At 69.3% G+C, this 22,792-nt stretch carries 24 protein-coding genes; 12 read left to right on the top strand and 12 right to left on the bottom strand.

Translation table 11 applies throughout. From position 1 onward, the window contains the following. Positions 1 to 385: 385 nt before the first annotated feature. From pstS to pstB, 4 genes are all read left to right on the top strand, one after another. Positions 386 to 1,525: a phosphate ABC transporter substrate-binding protein PstS gene (pstS, locus tag ACFXOA_RS08160; RefSeq protein ID WP_385023886.1), complete on the top strand. Its 1,140-nt coding sequence runs from the start codon at positions 386 to 388 to the stop codon at positions 1,523 to 1,525. Between the two features lie 186 nt (positions 1,526 to 1,711). Further along, a complete protein-coding gene (gene pstC / locus ACFXOA_RS08155) occupies positions 1,712 to 2,704 on the top strand; it encodes a phosphate ABC transporter permease subunit PstC (protein WP_385023884.1) in 993 nt (330 codons plus the stop codon). Next, entirely contained in the window at positions 2,701 to 3,789 is a 1,089-nt protein-coding gene (gene pstA / locus ACFXOA_RS08150; RefSeq protein ID WP_385023882.1) for a phosphate ABC transporter permease PstA, read from the top strand. The genes pstC and pstA overlap by 4 nt, the downstream gene beginning before the upstream one ends. A 26-nt stretch (positions 3,790 to 3,815) precedes the next feature. Further along, the gene (gene pstB, locus ACFXOA_RS08145) at positions 3,816 to 4,592 is read left to right on the top strand and encodes a phosphate ABC transporter ATP-binding protein PstB (RefSeq protein WP_385023880.1); all 777 of its coding nucleotides are present in this window, start codon (positions 3,816 to 3,818) and stop codon (positions 4,590 to 4,592) included. A gap of 114 nt (positions 4,593 to 4,706) precedes the next feature. On the opposite strand, the gene ACFXOA_RS08140 is transcribed toward pstB, so the two are convergent. Together ACFXOA_RS08140 and ACFXOA_RS08135 are read right to left on the bottom strand one after the other, a co-directional pair. Further along, entirely contained in the window at positions 4,707 to 5,705 is a 999-nt protein-coding gene (locus tag ACFXOA_RS08140) for an anion permease (protein ID WP_385023878.1), read from the bottom strand. Positions 5,706 to 5,710: 5 nt separating this feature from the next. Next, complete coding sequence (locus ACFXOA_RS08135) at positions 5,711 to 6,331, bottom strand: DUF47 family protein (RefSeq protein ID WP_362547840.1); 621 nt, start codon at positions 6,329 to 6,331, stop codon at positions 5,711 to 5,713. Positions 6,332 to 6,551: 220 nt separating this feature from the next. Between ACFXOA_RS08135 and ACFXOA_RS08130 the strand changes: the two genes are divergently transcribed. Further along, positions 6,552 to 6,920, top strand: coding sequence for a metal-sensitive transcriptional regulator (locus ACFXOA_RS08130; protein ID WP_385023875.1), 369 nt, complete (start codon positions 6,552 to 6,554; stop codon positions 6,918 to 6,920). 424 nt (positions 6,921 to 7,344) lie between these two features. Here ACFXOA_RS08130 and ACFXOA_RS08125 read toward each other — a convergent pair whose 3' ends face one another. Both ACFXOA_RS08125 and ACFXOA_RS08120 read right to left on the bottom strand, forming a co-directional pair. Then, positions 7,345 to 7,566 carry a hypothetical protein gene (locus ACFXOA_RS08125; protein WP_385023873.1) on the bottom strand — a complete coding sequence of 74 codons (222 nt, stop codon included), beginning with the start codon at positions 7,564 to 7,566 and terminating at the stop codon, positions 7,345 to 7,347. A gap of 163 nt (positions 7,567 to 7,729) precedes the next feature. Then, entirely contained in the window at positions 7,730 to 8,629 is a 900-nt protein-coding gene (locus ACFXOA_RS08120) for a hypothetical protein (protein WP_385023871.1), read from the bottom strand. A 152-nt stretch (positions 8,630 to 8,781) separates the two neighbouring features. Here ACFXOA_RS08120 and ACFXOA_RS08115 point away from each other — a divergent pair, with 152 nt between their 5' ends. Then, entirely contained in the window at positions 8,782 to 8,988 is a 207-nt protein-coding gene (locus tag ACFXOA_RS08115; RefSeq protein ID WP_385023869.1) for a hypothetical protein, read from the top strand. A gap of 37 nt (positions 8,989 to 9,025) precedes the next feature. Here ACFXOA_RS08115 and ACFXOA_RS08110 read toward each other — a convergent pair whose 3' ends face one another. From ACFXOA_RS08110 to ACFXOA_RS08085, 6 genes are all read right to left on the bottom strand, one after another. After that, positions 9,026 to 12,187 (bottom strand): tetratricopeptide repeat protein, encoded by a 3,162-nt coding sequence (locus ACFXOA_RS08110; RefSeq protein WP_385023867.1) that lies wholly within the window; start codon positions 12,185 to 12,187, stop codon positions 9,026 to 9,028. Between the two features lie 324 nt (positions 12,188 to 12,511). Then, positions 12,512 to 13,243: a phosphatase PAP2 family protein gene (locus ACFXOA_RS08105; protein WP_385023865.1), complete on the bottom strand. Its 732-nt coding sequence runs from the start codon at positions 13,241 to 13,243 to the stop codon at positions 12,512 to 12,514. Positions 13,244 to 13,544: 301 nt separating this feature from the next. Then, positions 13,545 to 14,534 carry an NlpC/P60 family protein gene (locus tag ACFXOA_RS08100; RefSeq protein WP_385024182.1) on the bottom strand — a complete coding sequence of 330 codons (990 nt, stop codon included), beginning with the start codon at positions 14,532 to 14,534 and terminating at the stop codon, positions 13,545 to 13,547. A gap of 651 nt (positions 14,535 to 15,185) precedes the next feature. Next, positions 15,186 to 16,970 (bottom strand): alpha/beta hydrolase, encoded by a 1,785-nt coding sequence (locus tag ACFXOA_RS08095; protein WP_385023863.1) that lies wholly within the window; start codon positions 16,968 to 16,970, stop codon positions 15,186 to 15,188. Beyond that, positions 16,967 to 17,227, bottom strand: a complete 261-nt coding sequence (locus tag ACFXOA_RS08090; protein WP_385023861.1) for a hypothetical protein — start codon at positions 17,225 to 17,227, stop codon at positions 16,967 to 16,969. Before ACFXOA_RS08090 ends, ACFXOA_RS08095 begins: the two co-directional genes overlap by 4 nt. 286 nt (positions 17,228 to 17,513) lie before the next feature. Next, positions 17,514 to 18,170 (bottom strand): GNAT family N-acetyltransferase, encoded by a 657-nt coding sequence (locus ACFXOA_RS08085; protein WP_385023859.1) that lies wholly within the window; start codon positions 18,168 to 18,170, stop codon positions 17,514 to 17,516. Positions 18,171 to 18,285: 115 nt separating this feature from the next. Here ACFXOA_RS08085 and ACFXOA_RS08080 point away from each other — a divergent pair, with 115 nt between their 5' ends. After that, positions 18,286 to 18,564, top strand: coding sequence for a hypothetical protein (locus ACFXOA_RS08080; protein ID WP_385023857.1), 279 nt, complete (start codon positions 18,286 to 18,288; stop codon positions 18,562 to 18,564). 159 nt (positions 18,565 to 18,723) lie between these two features. Further along, on the top strand, positions 18,724 to 19,350 hold the full coding sequence (locus ACFXOA_RS08075) for a histidine phosphatase family protein (RefSeq protein ID WP_385023855.1): 627 nt from the start codon (positions 18,724 to 18,726) through the stop codon (positions 19,348 to 19,350). A 43-nt stretch (positions 19,351 to 19,393) separates the two neighbouring features. Here ACFXOA_RS08075 and ACFXOA_RS08070 read toward each other — a convergent pair whose 3' ends face one another. Further along, positions 19,394 to 19,855 (bottom strand): ATP-binding protein, encoded by a 462-nt coding sequence (locus ACFXOA_RS08070; RefSeq protein WP_385023853.1) that lies wholly within the window; start codon positions 19,853 to 19,855, stop codon positions 19,394 to 19,396. A gap of 213 nt (positions 19,856 to 20,068) precedes the next feature. Between ACFXOA_RS08070 and ACFXOA_RS08065 the strand changes: the two genes are divergently transcribed. The 4 genes from ACFXOA_RS08065 (at position 20,069) to ACFXOA_RS08050 (ending at position 22,026) form a co-directional block, all read left to right on the top strand. Then, positions 20,069 to 20,920 (top strand): helix-turn-helix domain-containing protein, encoded by an 852-nt coding sequence (locus ACFXOA_RS08065; RefSeq protein ID WP_385023851.1) that lies wholly within the window; start codon positions 20,069 to 20,071, stop codon positions 20,918 to 20,920. 11 nt (positions 20,921 to 20,931) lie between these two features. Next, complete coding sequence (locus ACFXOA_RS08060) at positions 20,932 to 21,123, top strand: DUF397 domain-containing protein (protein ID WP_385023849.1); 192 nt, start codon at positions 20,932 to 20,934, stop codon at positions 21,121 to 21,123. Further along, entirely contained in the window at positions 21,116 to 21,352 is a 237-nt protein-coding gene (locus ACFXOA_RS08055) for a DUF397 domain-containing protein (RefSeq protein ID WP_385023847.1), read from the top strand. Before ACFXOA_RS08060 ends, ACFXOA_RS08055 begins: the two co-directional genes overlap by 8 nt. Before the next feature lie 173 nt (positions 21,353 to 21,525). Then, complete coding sequence (locus tag ACFXOA_RS08050) at positions 21,526 to 22,026, top strand: peptidoglycan-binding protein (RefSeq protein ID WP_385023845.1); 501 nt, start codon at positions 21,526 to 21,528, stop codon at positions 22,024 to 22,026. Between the two features lie 123 nt (positions 22,027 to 22,149). Here ACFXOA_RS08050 and ACFXOA_RS08045 read toward each other — a convergent pair whose 3' ends face one another. Then, a complete protein-coding gene (locus tag ACFXOA_RS08045) occupies positions 22,150 to 22,719 on the bottom strand; it encodes a hypothetical protein (RefSeq protein WP_385023843.1) in 570 nt (189 codons plus the stop codon). Positions 22,720 to 22,792 lie beyond the last annotated feature (73 nt).

Below are 22,792 nucleotides of genomic sequence, written 5' to 3'. Positions count from 1 at the left end.
CCGCGGGCCGATGGTCCGAACGGCCGGCCAAGGACGTCGGGCCGCCCGCCGTCCCCCTCACCCCAGGTCTCGCACGGCCCGTCCCGCCCGCCCGAACACCGGGATCCGGCCACTTCGCGGTGCGCGGCACGTCCCGCCCCTGATCCCTCCCCCGCCCCGGGGCCCCGGAGCACATCCGCCCGGATCTGTCGGGGTACGGCGCCCGGCGGAACCAGCCCGCCCGACACGGTTCACCTTCCGTTCACTCTCCTCCGTGGGCCGCTTCACCTGTTCTGCCTAATTTCGGGCTTACGAGGTGCACGGCAACACGCCACCGCACCAACGCCCATCGCACGCCGCCTCGACCCCACCAGCCGCGGCGGCTCCTGGAAGGAACACCCCGAAAGTGAAGCTTCAGCGCAAGAACCGGCTTCGCGCCACCGCGCTCGGTGCCCTCGCCGTCTCCGGCGCCCTGGTCCTCACGGCGTGCGGTTCCGACGACAACACCGGCAGTGACACGGGCAGCGGCTCCACCAAGTCCTCGGCAGCCGCCTCGAGCATCAAGTGCGACGGCGCCAAGGGCCAGCTGCGCGCTTCCGGGTCCAGCGCCCAGAAGAACGCGATGGACCTCTGGGTCAAGAACTACATGGCCGCCTGCTCCGGCGTGGAGATCAACTACAGCTCCTCCTCCTCCGGTGAGGGCATCGTCGCGTTCAACCAGGGCACCGTCGGCTTCGCCGGCTCGGACTCCGCCCTGAAGCCCGAAGAGGTCGCCGAGTCGAAGAAGATCTGCAAGACCGGCCAGGGCATCAACCTCCCCATGGTCGGCGGCCCGATCGCGATCGGCTTCCACCTGGAAGGCGTCGACAGCCTCACGCTGGACGCCCCCACCCTCGCCAAGATCTTCGACACCAAGATCAAGAAGTGGAACGACCCGGCGATCGCCAAGCTCAACGACGGCGTCAAGCTGCCGGACAAGGCGATCCAGCCCTTCCACCGCTCCGAGGACTCCGGCACCACCCAGAACCTCGGCAAGTACCTGAACGCCGCCGCCCCGAGCGACTGGAAGTACGAGGCCGAGAAGAAGTGGCCGGCCCCCGGTGGCCAGGCCGCGTCCGGCTCCTCCGGCATCGCCACCCAGGTGAAGGCCGTCGACGGCTCCATCGGCTACTTCGAGCTCTCCTACGCCAAGTCGCAGCAGATCACCACCGTCGACATCAACACCGGTGGCTCCGCCCCCGTCAAGGCCACCTCCGAGGACGCCTCCAAGGCCATCGCCGCCGCCAAGATCAAGGGCACCGGCAAGGACCTGGCCCTCGACCTCGACTACACCACCAAGGCCGAGGGCGCCTACCCGATCGTCCTGGTGACCTACGAGGTCGTCTGCGACACCGGCAACAAGGCCGACACCCTCGGCACCGTCAAGTCCTTCCTGACCTACACCGCCTCCGAGGACGGCCAGAAGGTCCTGACCGAGGCCGGCTACGCCCCGATCCCCGAGGCGATCAACGCCAAGGTCCGCGAGACCGTCGCCGGCCTCTCGTAACCCCCCGCCGTGACGGCCGGCCGCACACCGCCCGGCAGTCACGCCGCCTCGTAAGGCCCAGCACGACCCGTACACGCGGGAGGCCGGTCCGGCGCACCCCTCCGGACCGGCCCCACCCGACCGACCCCCATCCGGTGCACCGCCGCCAGGGGAGCCCCCGGCTCCCCCACACAGACCGGAAAGACCATGGCTTCCACGACACCGCTCGACATCCCGCCGGCGCCGCCGGCCACGCGCGGCCGCCCCAAGTCCACCGGGCGCGCCGGCGACAAGATCTTCATCGGCCTCTCCCGCGGCTCCGGCATCCTGCTGCTCGTGATCATGGCGTCGATCGCCGTGTTCCTCAGCTACCGCGCCGTGATCGCCATCTCGAAGGACGAGGGCAACTTCCTCACCACCTTCGACTGGAACCCGGCGGGTGACCCGCCGGTCTTCGGCATCGCCGTCCTCCTCTTCGGCACGGTCGTCAGCTCGATCATCGCGATGGTCATCGCGGTTCCGATCGCTGTCGGCATCGCCCTCTTCATCTCGCACTACGCGCCCCGCAAGCTGGCCGCCCCGCTGGCCTACGTGATCGACCTGCTCGCGGCGGTGCCCTCCATCGTCTACGGCATCTGGGGCGCCCTGGTCCTCGTCCCGTACCTGGAGGGCCTGAACCTCTGGCTCGACCAGTTCTTCGGCTGGACGTACATCTTCGAGAAGACCGAGGTCGGCGTCGCCCGCTCGCTCTTCACCGTCGGAGTCCTCCTCGCGATCATGATCCTGCCGATCGTGACGAGCGTCAGCCGCGAGGTCTTCCTCCAGGTCCCGAAGATGAACGAGGAGGCGGCGCTCGCCCTCGGCGCGACGCGCTGGGAGGTCGTCCGCCTCTCGGTGCTCCCCTTCGGCCGGTCCGGGATCATCTCGGCCTCGATGCTCGGCCTCGGCCGCGCGCTCGGCGAGACGATGGCCGTCGCCACGGTCCTGTCGCCGAGCTTCCTCATCTCGCTGCACGTGCTCAACCCGGGCGGCGGGACCTTCGCCCAGAACATCGCGGCCAAGTTCGGCGAGGCCGACGAGTTCGGACGGGACGCCCTGATCGCCTCGGGCCTCGTCCTCTTCGTCCTCACCCTGCTGGTCAACGGCGCGGCCCGGCTCATCATCGCCCGCCGCAAGGAGTACTCGGGGGCCAACGCATGAGCCACGCGACCACCACCGGCGTCCAGGACAGGCGTCCCCGGACGTCCCCGGACCGCTCCCGCTCCGGCCTCAGCAGCCGCAGCCTGCCCCGCTGGGCGCCGCTCGGCTTCGCCGCGGTCTCGATCGCCCTCGGCGTCGGCATCTCGCTGGCCGCCGGCTGGCAGAGCCGCGTCCAGTGGGGCCTGATCTCCGCCATCCTCTTCCTCGCCGTCTCGTACGTCGCGACGACCGTGGTCGAGAACCAGCGCCAGGCGAAGGACCGTCTCGCCACCAGCATCGTCTGGGTCTGCTTCCTCGTGGCCGTCGTCCCGCTCGCCTCGCTCCTGTGGACCACGATCGTCCGCGGTTCCGAGCGCCTCGACGGCTACTTCCTCACCCACTCGATGGCCGGGGTCCTCGGCTCCGAGGACAGCGGCGGTGTCTACCACGCCCTGATCGGCACGCTGGAACAGGTCGCCATCGCCACGGTGATCTCGGCCCCGCTCGGCCTGCTGACCGCCGTCTACCTCGTCGAGTACGGCAAGGGGGCGCTCGCCAAGGCCGTCACCTTCTTCGTCGACGTGATGACCGGCATCCCGTCCATCGTCGCCGGCCTCTTCATCCTGTCGATCATGCTGATCGGCGGGCTCGAGCCCTCGGGCCTGATGGGCGCCCTGGCCCTCACCATCCTGATGATCCCCGTGGTGGTCCGCTCCACCGAGGAGATGCTCAAGCTCGTGCCCAACGAGCTCCGCGAGGCATCGCTCGCCCTGGGCATCCCCAAGTGGCGCACCATCCTGAAGGTGGTCCTGCCCACCGCGATCGGCGGCATCACCACCGGCGTCATGCTGGCCATCGCCCGTATCGCGGGTGAGACGGCACCGATCATCCTGCTGGTCTTCGGCAGCCAGCTGATCAACGCCAACCCCTTCGAAGGCGCCCAGTCGTCGCTGCCGTTCTACATCTACGAGCAGTACAAGATCGGCGAGGCCGCGTCCTACGACCGCGCCTGGGCGGCCGCACTGGTCCTGATCGCCTTCGTCATGATCCTCAATCTGGTGGCCCGCGGCATCGCCCGCTGGAAGGCCCCGAAGTCCGGCCGCTGAGGCCACGCAGAAAGCAGTTGATTCACATGGCCAAGCGCATCGACGTCGGCGGCCTCACCGCCTACTACGGCTCCCACAAGGCCATCGAGGACATCTCGATGACCGTCGAACCCCGCTCCGTGACCGCCTTCATCGGCCCGTCCGGCTGCGGCAAGTCCACCTTCCTGCGCACCCTGAACCGCATGCACGAGGTCACCCCCGGCGGCCGCGTCGAGGGCAAGGTGCTGCTGGACGACGAGAACCTCTACGGCTCGAACGTCGACCCGGTCGCCGTGCGCCGCACGGTCGGCATGGTCTTCCAGCGCCCGAACCCCTTCCCGACCATGTCGATCTTCGACAACGTCGCGGCGGGCCTCCGGCTGAACGGCTCGTACCGCAAGAGCCAGCTGAACGACATCGTCGAGAAGTCCCTCCGGGGCGCCAACCTCTGGAACGAGGTCAAGGACCGCCTCAACAAGCCGGGCTCCGGTCTCTCCGGCGGTCAGCAGCAGCGCCTGTGCATCGCCCGCGCCATCGCGGTCGAGCCGCAGGTGCTCCTGATGGACGAGCCGTGCTCCGCGCTCGACCCGATCTCGACCCTCGCGATCGAGGACCTGATCGGCGAGCTCAAGGAGCGGTTCACGATCGTCATCGTGACGCACAACATGCAGCAGGCGGCGCGCGTCTCCGACCGCACGGCCTTCTTCAACCTCGCGGCCGTCGGCAAGCCCGGCAAGCTCATCGAGATCGACGAGACCGAGCGGATCTTCTCCAACCCGTCCGTGCAGGCGACCGAGGACTACATCTCCGGCCGCTTCGGATAACCGCATACGGCCTTGCGGTGCTGCATGGCGGTGCCACCGCAAGGCGAAGGGCCCGCCCCCGCTCTCCTCAGGGAGAGCGGGGGCGAGCCCGTTGCCGGAAGGACCGGGGAGGCGTCAGCCGAAGAGGAGGACGACGATCCCGTAACTCAGCGCGGCCACCAGCGCCGCCGCCGGCATCGTGATGAACCAGCCCAGGATGATGTTCTTGGCCACGCCCCAGCGGACCGCGTTCACCCGCTTCGTCGCGCCGACACCCATGATCGCCGAGGTGATGACATGAGTCGTGGAGATCGGTGCGTGGAAGAGGAACGCCGAGCCGAACATGATCGAAGCGCCGGTCGTCTCCGCCGCGAACCCCTGCGGCGGGTCCAGCTCGATGATCTTGCGGCCGAGGGTGCGCATGATGCGCCAGCCGCCCGCGTACGTACCGAGGGAGAGCATCGCCGCACAGGCGATCTTCACCCACACCGGGATCTCGTCGTTCGGGCCCTCGACGTCGGCGATGACCAGCGCCATCACCACGATGCCCATCGTCTTCTGGGCGTCCTGAAGGCCGTGGCCCAGGGCCATGCCCGCCGCCGAGACCGTCTGCGCGATACGGAAACCGCGCTTGGCCTTGTGCGGGTTGGCCTTCCTGAATATCCACATGATCGCGACCATCACCAGGTAGCCGACGACCAGGCCGATGACCGGGGACAGGAACATCGGGATGACGATCTTCTCGACCACCCCGTCCCAGTGCACCATCGTCCCGCCGGCCAGCGCCGCACCGACCATGCCGCCGAAGAGCGCGTGCGAGGACGACGACGGCAGCCCGTAGTACCAGGTGATCAGGTTCCAGATGATCGCGCCGACCAGGGCGGCGAAGAGGATTCCCATCCCCTTCTGCCCCTCGGGCGTGGCGATCAGGCCCTCACTGACGGTCTTGGCGACCCCCTGGCCCAGGAACGCGCCCGCGAGGTTCATCACCGCGGCCATCGCCAGAGCCGCACGCGGGGTCAGCGCCCGCGTGGAGACCGAGGTGGCGATGGCGTTCGCCGAGTCGTGGAAGCCGTTCGTATACGTGAAGCCGAGCGCGACACCGATGGTCACGATCAGAGCAAAGGTGTCCACGAGGTTCAGGACTCCTTGACCGCGATGGTCTCCACGGTGTTGGCGACGTGCTCGAACGCGTCGGCCGCCTCCTCCAGTACGTCCACGATCTGCTTGAGCTTCAGCACGTCCATGGCGTCGTACTTGCCGTTGAAGAGGTGCGCCAGCAGCTTGCGGTGGATCTGGTCCGCCTGGTTCTCCAGCCGGTTGACCTCGATCCAGTACTCGGTGAGGTTGTCCATGGTGCGCAGGCTCGGCATGGCCTCGGCGGTCAGCTCGGCCGCCCTGGCCAGGACCTCGATCTGCTGCTCCACACCCTTCGGGAGCTCCTCGATCTGGTAGAGCACGACCAGGTCGACGGCCTCCTCCATGAAGTCCATGATGTCGTCGAGCGACGACGCGAGGTTGTAGATGTCCTCGCGGTCGAACGGCGTGATGAAGGAGGAGTTCAGCTGGTGGAAGATCGCGTGCGTCGCGTCGTCCCCAGCGTGTTCCGCTGCCCGCATACGCTCCGCGATCTCGGCCCGGGAGGCAGAATCCGCCCCGAGCAGTTCCATCAGGAGCTTCGAGCCCGTGACGATGTTGTCCGCGGAAGCGGAAAACATGTCGTAGAAGCTCGTCTCCCTGGGGGTCAGACGAAAGCGCACGTGGGGTCCTCGGGGTGCTTTGGATTCGGTCAGGCTGATGCTAGGCGCATCATCCGGCCACGGCTAACCGGCGTTCTTCAGTGTCGCGCATCGAACACGGTGAACGGCACGGCCCCCCGGTCACGTTTCAGCAGGATTCGTTACCATATACCCGGCAGGGGTATACAGACCGCACGGAACGGCGCGCAAGCCGCAGGCCACGAGGACAATGGAGGACCCCATGACCACCACCGAGGCCGCTGACGCAGCCGGTACGGAACCCGCCGTCACCACCGCGGAACCCGTCGTCACCGACCACGACCGGGGCATTCACGGGTACCACCACCAGAAGGCGGAGCACCTGAAGCGGCTGCGCCGCATCGAGGGCCAGATCCGCGGCCTGCAGCGGATGGTCGACGAGGACGTCTACTGCATCGACATACTCACCCAGGTCTCCGCCTCCACCAAGGCCCTGCAGTCGTTCGCCCTCCAGCTCCTGGAGGAGCATCTGCGCCACTGCGTCGCGGACGCGGCCCTCAAGGGCGGCGAGGAGATCGACGCCAAGGTCGAGGAGGCCACCAAGGCGATCGCCCGCCTCCTGCGGACATGACCGCGGGTCCTGGGGCGTGACCGCGGATCCTGGGGCGTGACCGCGGATCCTCCGGTGGGACCGCGGGTCCTCCGGTGTGACCGCGGGTCGGCGGACATGACCGCGCCCCGAAGGGCGGCGGCCGGAATGCGGCGCCCCGAGTACGACGGCCCGGCGACGGAGTGCCATCCCGGCTCCGGCGGACAGCTGGTCGCGGGGCCGGCGGTCATGGGCCGGCGATCGGCGGGTTCGGCGGTCATGGGGCCGGACGGTCGCGGGGCCTGCGGTCAGCAGGCTCGGGGGCGCGGGGAGAGGTCGGTCGGTCGCCGGGACGCGCACCGGCACGTGCTCCCGGAAGTGGGAAAGGTCATTCCCGGGGAAGTCACTGCCGGGAAGAGTCACTACCGGGGAGGTCACCACCGGAGGAAGTCACCACCGGGGGAGGTCATCCCCGGTGACGCGCCTGCCGGGGGATCGTGGACCCCGGCTCGGCGGAATCCGCGCCGCCGCCGGTCCGGACATTCAGCACCTCGTCGATCCGGTCCGGGCTGAGCCGGTCCTCCAGCGCGTCCGCCGCCGCGATCATGAGCTCACCGCACAGCTCGATCTCGGCGAGAGCCACCCAGTCCTGAGCGTTCGGAGCGCTGAGCGTCACCACCTGCGTCACCTCTCTCTGCTGTCGCCGACTCCTGGCGCACCGACCCCCGAGGGCTGCCCCGGTCCCCGGCGGATCAGCGCACGGCACCGGCCAGGGAGTACGGGACCTCCATCAGCGTAGGGAGCGCGGCACCCGCCGCGCATGGCACGGACGGACCATTTCGGCCCCCTCCCTACGGCGACTCCTGCGGTGCTTCCCGGCCGGTCGGTCCCTGCTGGACGCGCCCCGTGTAGATGTCCGTCTCGGTCGGAAGCTGGACGGACACCGGCGTCCCGAAGCCGTAGAGCAGCAGCGTCGAGACCACCGTCACCCCTGGTCCCTCGGACGCGAAGGTGAAGCGGTGGCGCACCTTCCGCAACAGTCCCTCGTCATCGAGGAAGGCGTCGAAGGGCACCGCGTCCTTGCTGAACCCTTTCGCCGCGGCGGCCATCGCCTCCCGTGAGGAGGGCGATGCCTCCCGGGCGGCTCTCCCGAGATCAGCGGTCCCGCGGTAGTGCCGGACCTTCACCCCGGCCAGCTCCGTGCGCCCGACGTACGTCACGTCGCGCGCACCCCGCAACAGCTCGGCGGCCGCCATGGGATCCGTCACGCCGCCGGTGACCAGGTTGCCGTCATCGAGCCCGGTCGTGTCGATCCGCACCCACTTGCCGTCGGGAACCCCGGCCCCCCGGTTCATCATGTACACCGCCCCGGGGGCCAGCAGCTCGGTGATCGGACGGTGTTCCTCGGCGCCGGCCGCGTCCTTGGGCAGGACGACCTTGATACGCCCGAGCTGCCGGCGGAAGTCGTACACCCCCTGCCCCCTGATGGTCACCCGGGTACCCCCGGCAGCCGACTCCATCGACGTACGGGCTTCGGCGCTGCCCGCCTCCACCAGCGCGGCGGCCGCCCGGCCGACCGCGGCGGCGGGTGAGCCGACCTCCGCGCCCACCGTCACGGCACGCTCACCGGCGCCGTCACCGCCGTCACCGACACCGCCGGAGCATCCGCTGCCCACCGTCATCGCTCCGGCGACGGCCAGGGCACACACAGCCAGTGCCCCGCCTCCGCACCTCTGCTGCCGCACCACCATCGCCTGCCAACCCCCAACGACGTCACCTGAACCGGATCCCGCCCGTCTCGCCTAACGACGGCCGGGGCGCCCCGTCACGCCGACGCGGCCCGTCCGGGCACCGATCGGCCCACTCCCCGGCCGCCCCGCGGGGCGCCCAGTACGGTGGACTCGTGCATCAGGAACCCGCGGATCCCCCGGTCCGGACCCCCGTACACGTCCCCTCCCAGGGCACGGGAGGCACGCACAGCACCACCACGGTCGAACGCGGATCGTTCTGTCTGGCCAGATGCTCCTGCGGCTGGTCGGGCCCGGCCCGCCGCTCCCGCGACCGTGCCCGCACCGACGCGGACGAACACAGCGCGGGGCAGCCGGGCTGACCCCGGGGTCAGGGGCCGACCACCCGGGACACCCCTGTCACCCGGCGCGCCCGTCCGGGAAGTGCCACGTACCGGAGGCTGCGGACCCGCCTCCGAGCACCGCCCCGAGGCGGCGCAGCAAAGGGTCCGCCGTCGGCCGCGCGTCCGGCAGGACGTCCCGCAGGAGCGAAAGATCCTCGTACGCCTCTCGGATCGCGTACTCCGGTACCCCGGGGCGCACCAGGGCGTCGCACTGGGCGATGGCGCTCTCGTCCTCCTGGAGTGCGCAGTGGACGAAGAGAAGGCAGCCCCGCATCAGATCCTGGTCGAGGCCGCCGTCCGCACCCGCGTCCAGAAGCAGTGTGATCGCGCGCGCGAAGCACGACCGTGACTCCCGTTCGTCGCCGTCGAGGCGGAGGGAGAGTGCGTTCAGACTCAGGTACCAGCCGTCGTCCGGGCCGAGGTCGACGGCCCGGGCGCAGTCGTCAAGAGCTTCCTGGAACCTGCCCGTGCGCAGATGCAGCTGGGCGCGTCCCGCGAACGACCACGCCTCCGGCTCTCCACCCTCCATGACACGCCGGTAGTCGTTCGTCGCCTCCTCGTACCGGCCCGCCCGCCGGTACGCCTCGGCGCGGTGCGCGACGCGCCACACGGAGCCGGGGTCGATCTCGATGGCCACGGTGAGGTCGGCAGCCGCTTCGTCGTAGCGGCCCAGCCGCCGGTACGCCATGGAGCGTCCGAGGAGCGACATGAGGTACCGGGGATCGATGCCGAGCGCGGACGAATGGTCGCTCAGCGCCTCCTCGTACCGGCCCAGGTGGTGATGCAGTGCCCCACGGCAGGCCACGGCGAACTCGTTTCCCGGGTCGAGCGTGACGGCTCGCGTCAGGTCGGCCAGGGCCTCTTCGTGCCGGCCCAGTTCCCTGAACGTCTCCGCCCGGTTGACGAGCGCCCATCCGTGGTCCGGTTCGGCGGCCAGTGCCCGGGCGAAGTCGGCGAGGGCCTCACCGTGGTCCCCCCTGCGGTGATGGAGCCTGGCGCGGCCGACGAGGGCCCACGAGTACCGCGGGTTGATCTCGATGGCCCTGCTGTAGTCGGCCAGGGCCTCCTCGTCCGGGCCTGTGTTCGCCTGGACGAAGGCACGGCTGCCGAAGGCCCATGCGTACTCGGGATCGATCTCCACCGCCCTCGTGTAGTCCGCCACGGCCTCCCCCGGGTGGCCGAGGGCCTCGTGCACCAGGGCCCGGCTGCCGAAGGCCCAGGCATATCCGGGGTCGAGTCCGACGGCACGCGCGAAGTCAGCCAGGGCCTCGTCGTAACGGCCCAGATTCCGGTACGCGTCCCCTCGGCTGCCGAAGGCGAACCGGTCCAGCGGATCGAGCTCCACGGCTCGGGTGCACGCGGCTACCGCCTCCTCGTGACGGCGCATCAACCGGTAGGTCTCCCCGAGGCCCGTGTGAGCGCGCGAAGCCTCCGGATCCAGGGCGACGGCAGCCTCGTAGTCGGCGAGAGCATCGGCGTGCGCACCCGTGACGCGGTGCTTCCAGCCGCGGACGACGTACGCCAGAGCCCTTCCGGCCGGACCGAGCTCCGGTGCGGCCAGCAGCAGGCCGATGGCGTCGACGGTCGCCTCTCCGTGCTCACCCGCTGCTTCGAGTCGCCTGCCGAGGGAGGCCAGGGCCGTCGAACCTGTGTCCTGTCCTGCCTGGCCGAGGATCTGGGCCCAGCGGCGGAAGGTGACGAGGTCGTGGTCGACCGCGCGGACGGCTTGGTGCAGGGCGTCGGGCAGGGCTGTCCGGTGGTTCGCGCACAGCCGGTGGTACGTCTCGTTGAGCAGGTGCTCGCGCCAGACGGCGTCCTCCCAGCGCTCCGGCGCGTCGTCGGCGGCCTCCTGGCCGAGGCCCGTCCCGGCGGCCAGCCGCCAGCGCTCGAACACCTCGGCCAGCCGGAGGTGCGCCCGCTGCCAGCCGATCGGCGAGCGCCCGCGTTGCAGCCGCAGCATCGCCGTACGCACGACCTCGTGGTAGCGGCAGCGGCCGGACCGTGTGGAGACGAACGCCAGGCCACGCAGCCACGGGTAGCCGTCGGTGGCCCCATCCGGCGCGATCGCCCGATAGATGTCCTCGTCGAGTTGCAGGGGGAGCGCACAGGCCAGAGCCGCCTCGCGGCGCTCCGGGAGCGACTCCCACTTCAGGAACCGCTCGACCGCCGTCTCCGAGGGATCCGCGAAACCGTCGCCGGTCCGGGCCTCGCTCCGGGCCAGCATGTCCACGAGCAGGGGCAGCCGCCCCGACAGGCGCAGGACGAGCTCGACGCCCGCCTCGTCGACGACTCCGTGCCCGGCCAGCAGCGTGCGTGCCTCCTCCTCGGAGAACACGTCCAGGTGCACCTCGGTGATCCGGCCGAGGTGATCACCCCAGGTCCTGGCGTCCAGACGGAGCTGCCCGGAGAGCACGACCTGCACGTTGACGGGGAGGCCCCCGTACTCGTCGCCGAAGACGATGTCGCGGAGCCAGGCGTCGAGCACCGGAGCGGTCCTCTCGTACACGTCGAAGAACAGCACCACCCGCCGGCACCGTTCCGCCGCCTCGGCGAGGTCCTCCAGGAAGACGGGGGCGAGGACGCTCAACGGCCGCATCACCAGCTGTACGTCGTCGTGGCTGCGGAGACGGGTGTTGAGGGCCGCCCGCACCCTGTCGGCGCCCAGAGCCACCTGCTGGGGATCGACCGCCCCGACGAACGCCCCGATGCCGGGCACCATGCCCAGCCCGACCAGCCCCACCTGGGCCGCCACCGTGCTCGACGGCGAAGCCGGCGGCGCCGGCTCGGCGCCCTGGTCCCCCGGGTCCCCCGGGGATACGGGCGGCGGTGCCGGGACGGCGCTCTCGGCCTGGTGACGGCGCTGACGGTAAATCGCCAGCTGCTTGTCGAATCGCTTCAGCGGGTGCCCCTGCCGGCCCAGCCGGTCGCTCACCGCTTCCATCGCCTCGACCGCGTCGTGCACCTCGTCCCCCACGAACGCCGTGATGACGGAGGGCTGTTCGAGCGCGGCGGTCTCCCACTGCCGGACCAGCGTCGACTTGCCGACGCCCGCGTTCCCTCGGACGTGGAACAGGAACGGGAAGTCGGTCTCCTCGGGGTCCCGGGCGAACGTCTCCCGGAAGACCGCCAGTTCACCGCGCCGGCCCACGAACCCCGTCCGCTCGTGACGCCGGTTCACTTCCTGGCGTGACGGTCGCCGACCTGCCACAGAGACCACCCCCCGATTCCCGGACATGATGATGCCCCGGCAGCGGGGGCTTGCCGGGTCAGGGAACGATCACTTTCAGCCATTTCCACTTTTTCGGCGGTCCCGACGCGACAACCCGGACACGGCCGCGTACCCGAACCCGGACATGGTCGACTGCCTACCGAGCCCGGACACGGTCCGCCGCATACCCGAACCCGGACACGGTCCGCCGCGTACCGAGCCCGGACACGACTGAGGGGGTGCCCCTCGGGACACCCCCCTCACCGGACGAGCTCCTGTGCCGCCGAACGGCCTTCAGGCAGCGAGGTCCTTCTCACCCGGCTCGCCACCACGGCCCGATCCCCGGCTGGGCTCGGGAATCCCGTACGACTCGCCCCGGGCGTCGACGACGCCGACCGGGCGGCGGGACCTGACGAGCCGCCCGAGGGCCCCGGCCCGCGCCACGGCTCCCACGAGGGGCGTGAGCAGCATCATCGCCAGCGGGGCGAGCAGCAGCGCCACCGCCGTACCGAGAGCGAAGCCGCCGATCACATCGGTCGGGTAGTGGACACCCATGTAGACGCGGCAGAACCCTTCCAGCAGGGCCAGCGCGATCGCGAAGAAACCGAACTTCCGGTTCGCCACGAAGACGCCCACCGCGATGGCCATCGCCATCGTCGCGTGGTCACTGACGAAGGAGAAGTCGTTCTTGCCGTCGACCAGGACATCGAGCCCCTTGTGGTCGACGAACGGGCGCGGCCTCTCCACGAAGCCCCGGATGGGAACGTTGATGAGCAGGGCGATCCCGGCTGCGAGTGGCGCCCACACCAGCCCGGCGACCGCGCTCACCGAGTCCTCGGCCGTCCCGCGCCGGCGCACGCTCCACCAGCACCACAGGACCACCAGGACCATGGCGAACATGATCCCGAACTCACCGACGAACTCCATGACCCGGTCGAACCAGGTCGGAGCCGCCTTCGCCAGCCCGTTGATGTCGTAGAGCAGGCTGACGTCGGGGTTCGACCCATCGAGTGCGAGTCCAGCCATCTGCCGCGGCCCCTTGCCTTGTCTGCTGCCGCGACGCACAACGCTGTGCGCCGCCTCCGTTCTGACCCCCGTGGTCGGTGCGGTCCGGTCCGGTCCCACGCCATGCCGGCGTCAGGCCCGACCCGTCTGCGCAGTCACACACTGTCACGTGCGCATGGTGTCCCAGACCAGGGAACGGCCTGCGGGCCGCGCACGTTCCGCTCTCCACCGAACGATCACCATGACGTTATCGAAGAGTGACTCATCGTCGCAGCTCAGGGCCTTGGCTTCACGGAGAGTTCCAGCCACGGCCGCACGGGCGTCAGCTCTCCGGAAGGTCGGTGGGCAGCGCCGCCGCACCGTCCTTGGTGACCCTCGTCGCACCGAAGTAGTCAGGGGTGTCGATCTTGTCGAACCGGATCACCGCGCCCGTGTACGGAGCGTTGATCATGTACCCGCCGCCGACATAGAGGCCGACGTGCCGGATCGCCCGCGAGTTGTTCAGATCGTCCGAGAAGAAGACGAGGTCCCCCGGGAGCAGTTCGTCCCGTGAGGGGTGCGGACCGGCGTTGTACTGGTCGTTGGCGACACGCGGCAGTTCGATGTCCACGGTCCGGTACGCGGCCTGCGTCAGCCCGGAGCAGTCGAACCTGCCCCCCTGCTCGGCGGTGCCGTTCCCGCCCCAGAGATAGGGGGTGCCCAGCTTCTTCTGCGCGAAGTAGATCGCCCCCGCCGCCTGCTGCGAGGGCTGCACCCGGCCGACCGGCCTGGCGAAGCTCTTCTCCAGCGAACGGATGATCTTTACGTAGTTCTGCGTCTCGCTGATCCTCGGAACCCCGCCCGACTGGATCACCCGGTACGCGCCCGCGTTGTACGCCGCGAGCATGTTGTCCGTCGGGTCGCCCGGCACCTTCCTGACGTACCCGGCGAGCTCGCAGTCGTACGAGGCGGCGGACGGGATCGCGTCAGCCGGATCCCAGACGTCCCGGTCCCCGTCCTTGTCCCCGTCGATGCCGTGCGAAGCCCAGGTGCCAGGGATGAACTGGGCGATGCCCTGTGCGGCGGCATGGCTCTGGGCGCGCGGGTTCCAGCCGCTCTCCTGGTACAACTGCGCGGCGAGGAGCGCGGGGTTGATGGCCGGGCAGAGGTTGCCCCACTTCTCCACCAGCGGCTGATACCGCGCCGGCACCGCCCCCTTGGCCAGCCCGACAGCCCCGCTCGCCCCGGCGATCCCGGCAGCGGCGGAGTACGTGCCGACGACGAGCAGGGCGATGAAGCACAGCCCCAGCCCGATCCCACCACCGACGAACACCCAGTATTTCCGCACCCCTCAACCATCCCCCATTCGGGCTCGGTTCACGATGCGATTCGCTGGTGTGTACGGGTGGATGGAGGCATGAGGGGGCGTCAGGGGCGTCCGTACGGGGTCAGGGGGCGCCGGCGGACCAGAAGGCGGAGCGGATGTTGGGGCGGGGGATGTGCTCCATGCCCTCGTAGGTGGGCGCCGTCGCGGGGGTGGTCGACTCGGCAACCTCGGACTTCTCCACGCAGGGGGTGTCCACCCGGAAGAACGCCTGCCCCTCACCACCGAACCTCAGACTTACCGAGTAGCCATCGTCGCTCTTCGCGTAGATCGCCGGGTACTCAGCGTCATTATTGACGGCTTCGACTCGGTATCCAAACTTTTGGAACTGCCGGTCCACCAAGCCCAGAAATCCTCCTCTACGTTCTCGTGAGATTACCGTCATTACGGTTCTCCTACGCGTCACTTCGCAGCCTCCCGATGTCGTCGGCCCGTGCGTCCAAGCCACATTCGGATGAATGCCTTGAAAAACACCGTCTAGCATGCGATCGGAATGCTCAGCGGCTCCCTGCATGTCCACAGCCCCTACCTCCGATCCCCCACACCCCGACACCACAAGGACATTGAATGCGATATAAGTAACCCAACGCCGGAAACGCTTCACCGAGGTTCCTCAACTTTGACTCTATGAGATTTGCCAGCAGCAATTAGAGCAATGCTGTCCGCGGACGCCGAGTCCGCACGCGCACGATCAAAGTACAACGAGTGGGCCGCCAACCCCCCAGGGATAATCCCAGGACCTTCGTCAACATGAAAGCGCTTGGCGCCAAAGGCCTCGCTAGCTGGATCCTTGCCGAACCACAGATCGTCATTGCCCCGATCAACTAGGCCACCGACGACGTATCCCACCGGTCCAGCAACGGCGAACATGTTTCCTTGCAGCTTGGACGGTGCCTTGGTGACCTGGTCATTCTCAGCCGCACCGACGAAAACGTGTTCCCGACCAACCCCCAATTCCTCAGCACGATCAACTCCGACACCGGGACTGCCCACGAGCACAATGTCGTCCACACCTGCGATTCCACCGGGCAACTGTGTTGCCGCACCAACCGTACGCGAACCGTAAGAATGCCCGATAGCCACCATATGTGGATCACTATTCTCATTAACGACCCCAAGACCATCCATGAATTCACGAAAGGCGCGTCCACCCACCTCCGCCCGTTCATTGCCAGCCACAGCTAGGCTCTCGCGGCCATCAATCAACTGCGGAGCGTCGTACCCAAGCCAAGCAACTGTTGCACTCGATGGGTCGATCTCACGAGTTGCGATTGCCGTATCCAGCGCACGCTTCAGATCGCCCGTCGCGAACTCCTCGTCCAACGCCGTATTCAACCCCGGCACATACGCGGCGACGTTCCTGGACGTGTCCGGATTTCCGTAGGACACGATCGCACGCCCATTGCCCTCGTCGCTGATACCCAGAAGCATCATCGGAGGCTCCCCAGGCTTGGGTGCCGCGTTCAGCTGCCGGTCGATCTCCCGGAGGCCCGCCAGTTGTGTCGTCGCCTTGTCGTCGTCCCGGCCCGACAGCTCGCCGATCAGCAGCTGCAGGTTGTCCCGGTTGGCCGCGTCGCGGACCAGGGCGGGGATGCCGTCCAGGTTCCCGATCAGGTCCGGGTACACCGCCAGGTACTCCTCGCGCTGTTCCTGGGTGAGCGCCGCCCACCAGTCGCGCCGGTCCGCCGGGGAGGCGTCCCGGGGGATGGCGTCCTTGAGGTAGGCGCAGGCGGCGTCCCGTAGCTCCGCCGCGTCGCCGGCCGCGTCCCGCCAGGTGGAGTCGGGGACCTTCAGGCCGTCCTCCGCCTTGAGCCGACGCAGGATGCCGGCGTAACGCCAGTCGATCTCGGCCGCCGCGCGGACTGCCCCCGTCACGCGGTCGGCGATGTCCTGGGCCTTCGCCGCGTGAGGGTTCGGGGCGGTCAGGCCGGAGGGCGGCAGCAGCCCCTGGAGTCCGGTCGATGTGGCGGTGCCCCCCTTGAGCGGTGCGCCGTCGACCAGGCCCTCCCCTCCGGCCGGGTAGGTCACCGATCCGTCCGGGTGCACCGTGTACTTGAGTGCGGCCGCGTCGTCCAAGGCGTCGTTCAGCGCGCGCTGCTGGGTCTTCATCTCGTGGGCCAGGGAGTTCAGCGTCGTACGGAGCAGCCCGCACTCCGTGTAGACGTACTGGAAGTTCCGTCCCAGCTGCCGCAGTCGCTGCACCGCGGCCTGGGCCGCCTCGCCCTCCTGGGTGTCGCGGAGGCCGGTGAGCAGTTGCTGCTCGATACGGTCCCTGGCGGCGTCCGCGCGGTTGCTCGACCTGCCCCAGCCGTCGGCCGCGCCCTCCAGCTCGCCGCACTTCAGGTCCCGTAACTGTGCCCAGGTGAGCGACACCGCCGGCGTCACCGCTCGGCGTCCACACGCGGGACGGGCACCGCAGCCATGGACGACCTGACGTCCTCGTTCGTCGCGCCCTGGATCCGGGCGACGGAACGAAGTCTGCCCGCCAGGCTCCCGCACTCGCCCTGCGCGGCTCCGATGCGGCGCTCCCAGGACTCCCGTACGGCCGCCAGTTCGGCCAGCGCCGTCAGGCGTCCCGCCCCCGCCATGAGTCCCGCGTGGGCGGTCGCCAGCTCGGCCCGGACGGGTGCCAGGTGAGTCACCAGTTCCTCCGCCCCGCCGGCCGCCCTCAGCCAGGGTCCGTCGCTGTGCCTCAGCTTCGGCCCCGGGACCTCCGCACTCGGCGGTCCCACCGGGTCACTCGGCCCACCCGTCAACACCACGGCACTCACCCCGTTCCTTGATCACGGAGCGGCACTGTGTCAGAAGCGGTCAGGTCGAAACGCCGGAGAGTTACCGGTTCTGCACGCCGGATCCCGTACGCCACAAGGGGTGGCCGATGCTCGACATCACCCGAACGCGCGACGCCGGAGCTGCGGGGAAGCGCCGCTACGACCCGCCGGGCAGGGCGCCGGCACCTCCCGGTCCGGGCTCAGGGTCCAGGTCCAGGTCCAGGTCCAGGATCATGTCGAGCGACAGGGAACCGTCCGCCTCCGCGAAGGAGCCCACGGCGCGGAATCCGTTCTTCTCGTAGTAACGGATCGCACGGTGGTTGTCGGAGCGGACCCCGCCCCACAGGATGATCCTCTCCTTGCCGAGCAGTCGTGCGACCTCCGTGACGAGCGGGAACACGTGCGTGCCGACGCCTCGCCCCTGGTAGTCGTCGGCCAGGGTGAGACCGAAGCGGCAGTCTCTGCTCGCTACGAGACGGACACCCGCGTCCTGGAACCGCGCGATGTCCCCCGAGGTCAGGGCGAGACTGAATTCGACAAGGCCGACGATCCTGCCCGACTGCGCTTCCTCCAGCACCAGCCTGAGCTTGTCGTAGCGCGCGATCGCATCACACAGTTCGCCCGCGGTCGCCAGGTCGTAGCCGTCGAAGGCGCTGAAGTGCCTCGACTCCGGGCTCAGCGCTTCGAGGAGTGCGGCCAGGCGTCCGGCGTCGGCAGGCGTCAGAGGCCGGAAGACGGCATCCGAGCCGTCGTCGAGTCTCAGGCGGCTCGTCAGACGGGAAGGTTCCTCGGCGATCTCCAACAGGGTGAACACCCCCACAACACCTCCCGGAACGGGGTGGGAGAGGCACCCTACCGGCCAGTCTTCGGTCTTCGGTCGCCGCGAGGGTCGAGAATCCGTCGAGCCACCGAAAGAGGAGATGCTTCCGATGATGCCGCCGTCCTGCGACATGTGCCGTGTTCCACCCGGGCGTTCGGAGTTCGAGTACGAGGACTTCACCCTCGTGGAATTCCGGCCCGCCCGGACGTACCCGGACGACTGGGCCGGCCACCCGGAGCACTGCGTGTGGTTCTGCCCCACCCATCTGCCTCTCTCCGAGGGCCTGACGCATCTGCCGGCCATGGAGGCCCTGAAGCAGATCCTGACGAACCTGCGCGGTGAGAGCGGACCGGCCGGACAGGGAACCGACGACAGCCCGTCCGCGTGATGGGGAGGAAGCCCCAGGACACCACCAGGACGCCCACCAGGACACCCCCAGGGTCGGCCGCGTCACGGAGGGCGCCCCGAAGCCGGGCCTTGCGCACGAGCGGACGACACCCCCGGAGCCGGTGGACGACACCGCCCGAGAACAGCAGGAGGCCGGCCGATGACCGCGTCCACCACCCGGATCCTCTACATAGCCCGGCATGCCGAGGCCTCGCCGGACGAGACCGAACTGACCGAGCGCGGCCGCCACCAGGCGGCCCTGCTGGGCGAGCGGCTACGGGGCGTCCCGCTCTCCGCCGTCCACCACGGCCCGCTCCCCCGCGCAGCACAGACCGCTCGGCTGGCGCATGGGCGACTGGGGCGGGATGTCCCCCTGCACGTCTCGGAAGCGGCCGGGGACTACGTTCCGTACAGCCCCTCCCGGGATGAGCTCCCGGAGGACTCGGCGGACCGTTACCTGGCGTTCGTCGGCCGGTTCAGCGAGACGGAGCGTGGCAGAGGACCCGAACTGGCCGCGGAGGCGATGGCGCGCTTCACCGGGCCGGCGGACGGCACCGGGACCCGCCATGAACTCGTCGTCACCCACGCCTTCCTGGCCGCGTGGTTCGTACGGGACGCCCTGGACGCGCCCGCATGGCGCTGGCTCGGCCTCAACCACGCCAACGCCGCGCTGACGGTGATCCGCTACACCCCGGGACGGCCGGCCGCCCTGGTCGCGGTCAACGACACCGGGCACCTCCCGGAGGACCTGCGCTGGACCGGGTTCCCGCCGGATCTGCGCATCTGACCGGGGAGCGGGCCAAGCCGCCGTGGCCGACGGTGCCTTCTCGTCACGGCTCCATGCTCCGGTCGCGGTCAGGTCTCCAGGCGCACTCCGCCCAGAGCACCTTGCCGCCCTGGCCGGGAAGGGCTCCCCCGGACGGATAGGCTCCCCAGCTCTCGGCGCACTCCCGCACCAGTTGCAGCCCACGCCCACGCTCCGCCAGGGGGCAGGGCGCGTCCGTCGCGCCCGCTTCGAACGGCGCGGGGATCTCCGGATTGCTGTCCCACACCCCGACCCGCACCCGGTTCCGCCCAGCGCCCCTCAGTCTCAGGGAGTACGGCCCCGAGGAGTGCCGGTAGGCGTTGGTCACCAGCTCGCTCGCCAGCAGTTCGGCGTCATCGATGAGATCCCGCATGCCGTGCACCGTCAGCACGGTCCGCAGTGTCGCCCGGGCGATCCCGGGACCGCGGGGATCCTGCGGAAGTTGGAGGGTGTACGCCCAGGGCGACGTTACGGTGACCGTAGTCATGGAAGTCTCCGTTCACGGAGGAGTGTCAGGGTGTGTGTCTCGCATGGCCCGGTGACGAGGCCGCTCCGTCGAGCGGGGTACTTCCGGGCGGGTGGCCTGGATCAGACACTAGGGCCTGACAAGGATTACTTGATCCGATTGACCGGAATCCTTGATGCGAACCACTCGTCCGAGTGGGCCCCTGTAACACGGTTGACCTGAGGGAGAGTTCAGATGGCAGGCAGGTCAGCGCCCACGGCACGCCGTGCACGCCTCGGCGCGGAGCTGCGCAAGCTGCGCGAGCGGGCAGGACTGACGACGACTCAGGCCGCAGACCTGCTGGGGACGAGCGCCGGACAACTGAGCAACATGGAGGTCGCCCGGTTCGGGGTCAGCGCCGACCGTGTGCGGGTCGCGGCCCAGGCCTACTCGTGCACGGACCGGCTCCTGGTGGAGGCGCTGGTCCGGATGACGGGCGATCGCAAGCGGGGATGGTGGGAGGAGAGCAGGGAGATCCTTCCCCGGAAGCTCCTGGACCTGGCGGAGATCGAGCACCACGGCACCCGCCTGAGGGCGGCGCACACGATCCATGTCCCCGGCCTCCTGCAGACCGTCGACCACGCACGGGAGATCCACCGGCAGGCCGTGCCCGGCATGACGCCGCCCGAGATCGAGCACCGGGTGTCCTTCCGCGTGAAACGCCAGACCGTCCTCTACCGGGAGGACGCCGTGCCCTACAGCGCACTCATCCACGAAGCCGCCCTTCGCATGCGGTACGGCGGCCGGCACGTCGCACGGGCCCAGCTCCGGCATCTGCTCGAGGTGAGCGAGCGTCCCAACGTGGACGTCAGGGTGATCCCGTTCTCCGCGACGGACTACCCCGGATCCGGACAGTCCCTCTACTACGTACAGGGCCCGGTGCCCACTCTCGACACCGTCCAGCTCGACCAGTCCCACGGCCCGGCGTTCATCGACGGCGAGGCCCAACTGACGCAGTACAGAGCACTTCTCGACCGTCTCGACGCTGTCGCGCTGGACACCGAGCAGTCACGCGACCTCATCGACACCATCGCCAAGGACCTCTAGGGAGAACCAGGATGAAGACGAGCCCCGACTGGCAGAAGTCCTCCTACTGCGCCCAGGGGGAGGCATGCGTGCACGTGGCCTCCGACCACGACGCGATCGCCCTCACCGAGAGCGGCGACCCCGGCGGCGCGATGCTCCGGACGAGCCCGGCCGCCTTTGCCGCCCTCATCCGCACCGTGAAGGAGAGCCACGGCCGTGGCTGACGCCTCCGCCCCGCCGCACCTCGTATGGACCCGAGCCGCGCCCGATGACGTGGAGGGACCCGGGCCCTGGATCGAGATCGCGTTCGGCCCCGGAGGGCTCGTACACCTGAGGGACACCGGGGATCGCGGGACGGTGGTGACCACCACGGCGGAGAAGTGGGAGGCGTTCGCCCAGGGCGTCGCCGCCGGCGAGTTCGATCACTTCGTGGACACCGAGGCCGGCCGGTAGCGGTCGGTCGGAACCGGTCGCCGGCCAGGCAACTCCGGCCGTTACATTTTGACGAATCGATCAGAGTTGATCACCGGAATGGCATCCTCCATCGTCGAGCGGTCCTGTCGCGCCTAGAGTCCAGGCCGTCAGGACGTCCCACACCCGGGGCGCCGCAACGGAACGGGCAGAACATGCGCATCCTCTCTCGCAAGCTGCAGGTCATGCTGACGGCAGGGGCGATGACCGCCGCGTCACTGTCACTGGCCGTCGCCACCGGCACATCCGCCCAGGCCGCCACGTACAGCGCGTGCAACACCACGAAGACGGTGTACACGGGCAACTTTGAGTACGTGAAGGTTCCTTCGCACTCCAGCAGCGGGCTCAGCTGCAACCTGAAGCTCGGCACCGGCTCGAAGTCCGCGGTCAAGGCGCTGCAGGACGCGATCATGACCTGTTACTCCGGCACGGCCGCCTACGACGCGATCCGGAACAGCGGCGGGGTCGACGGCGTGTACGGCGCGGGCACGGTCAAGGCCGTCAAGCTGCTGCAGAAGAACCAGCTCGGCTTCACGGGCAGCGCCGTCGACGGTGTCTACGGCCCCAACACGCGTAAGGCCATGTACTGGCAGCTGCTCGGCAAGGGCGGCATTCCCCTGTACCCGTGGATGTGCAAGAACCCGACCCAGGTCTGACGCACGCATCACACACACCCGACCGACCGGCCGTCCCCCGCCCTCCGGCACACGGAGGGAGGGGCGGTCCCGGATGCCCCCCGCGCACCCGGGACCACGCTCGTACGACCGCTCGCACGACGGTCAGGAGATGAAGTCAGTGAGCGTGCACCCCTCCACGAGCGCCTTCTGCTTCTTGTAACCGCTGGGAATCTGCGTCTCCGGGTCACAGACGAGCTGGAGGAGGCCCGAGTCCTTGAAGTCGTCCCGGGTCAAGGACGTGTGGCTGTCGACGGCGAAGTCCTTCCCCACCAGATAGCCGCCGCCCACCCTTTTCGCCTGTGTCTGGAAGCTTCGCATGTCGTCGACGGCCATGAGCCTGACGTAGTTGCCCTTGACGTTGAAGCAGGTCGCGCGCTCCTTGATCCCCCAGGTGGCGCCGGTCTCCTCGGGGATGTCGTCATCGGGCTCCGTCCTGATCTCCAGACCCGTGCAGGTGGTTCGCCGGCTGACGAAGGTCTCGATGTCGGCCATCGTGGGCGCACTGGGAGGCCCCGGGGGTTCGGCGTCCATGAGGCGCCCCCCACTGCCGGCGGACTGCCCGTAGCCGTCGTTCGACGCACCGCTTCCGCCGCTCTCCCCGTCGCCACAGCCTCCGGCCGCCGCCATGACCACGATCGCCGCACTCGCCACGAGCATGCCGCGCAGCCGCATAATCCGTCTCCCCGTCCTGTCCTACATGCACGCGGTCGCACCGCTGGGCCACCGGCGCGGTCGCGACCGTACG

The organism is Streptomyces sp. NPDC059166, from assembly GCF_042755185.1.
Classification (GTDB): Bacteria; Actinomycetota; Actinomycetes; order Streptomycetales; family Streptomycetaceae; genus Streptomyces.
The sequence above is the reverse complement of the archived record's forward strand: the minus strand, read 5'-3'. Positions and strand labels throughout refer to the sequence as shown.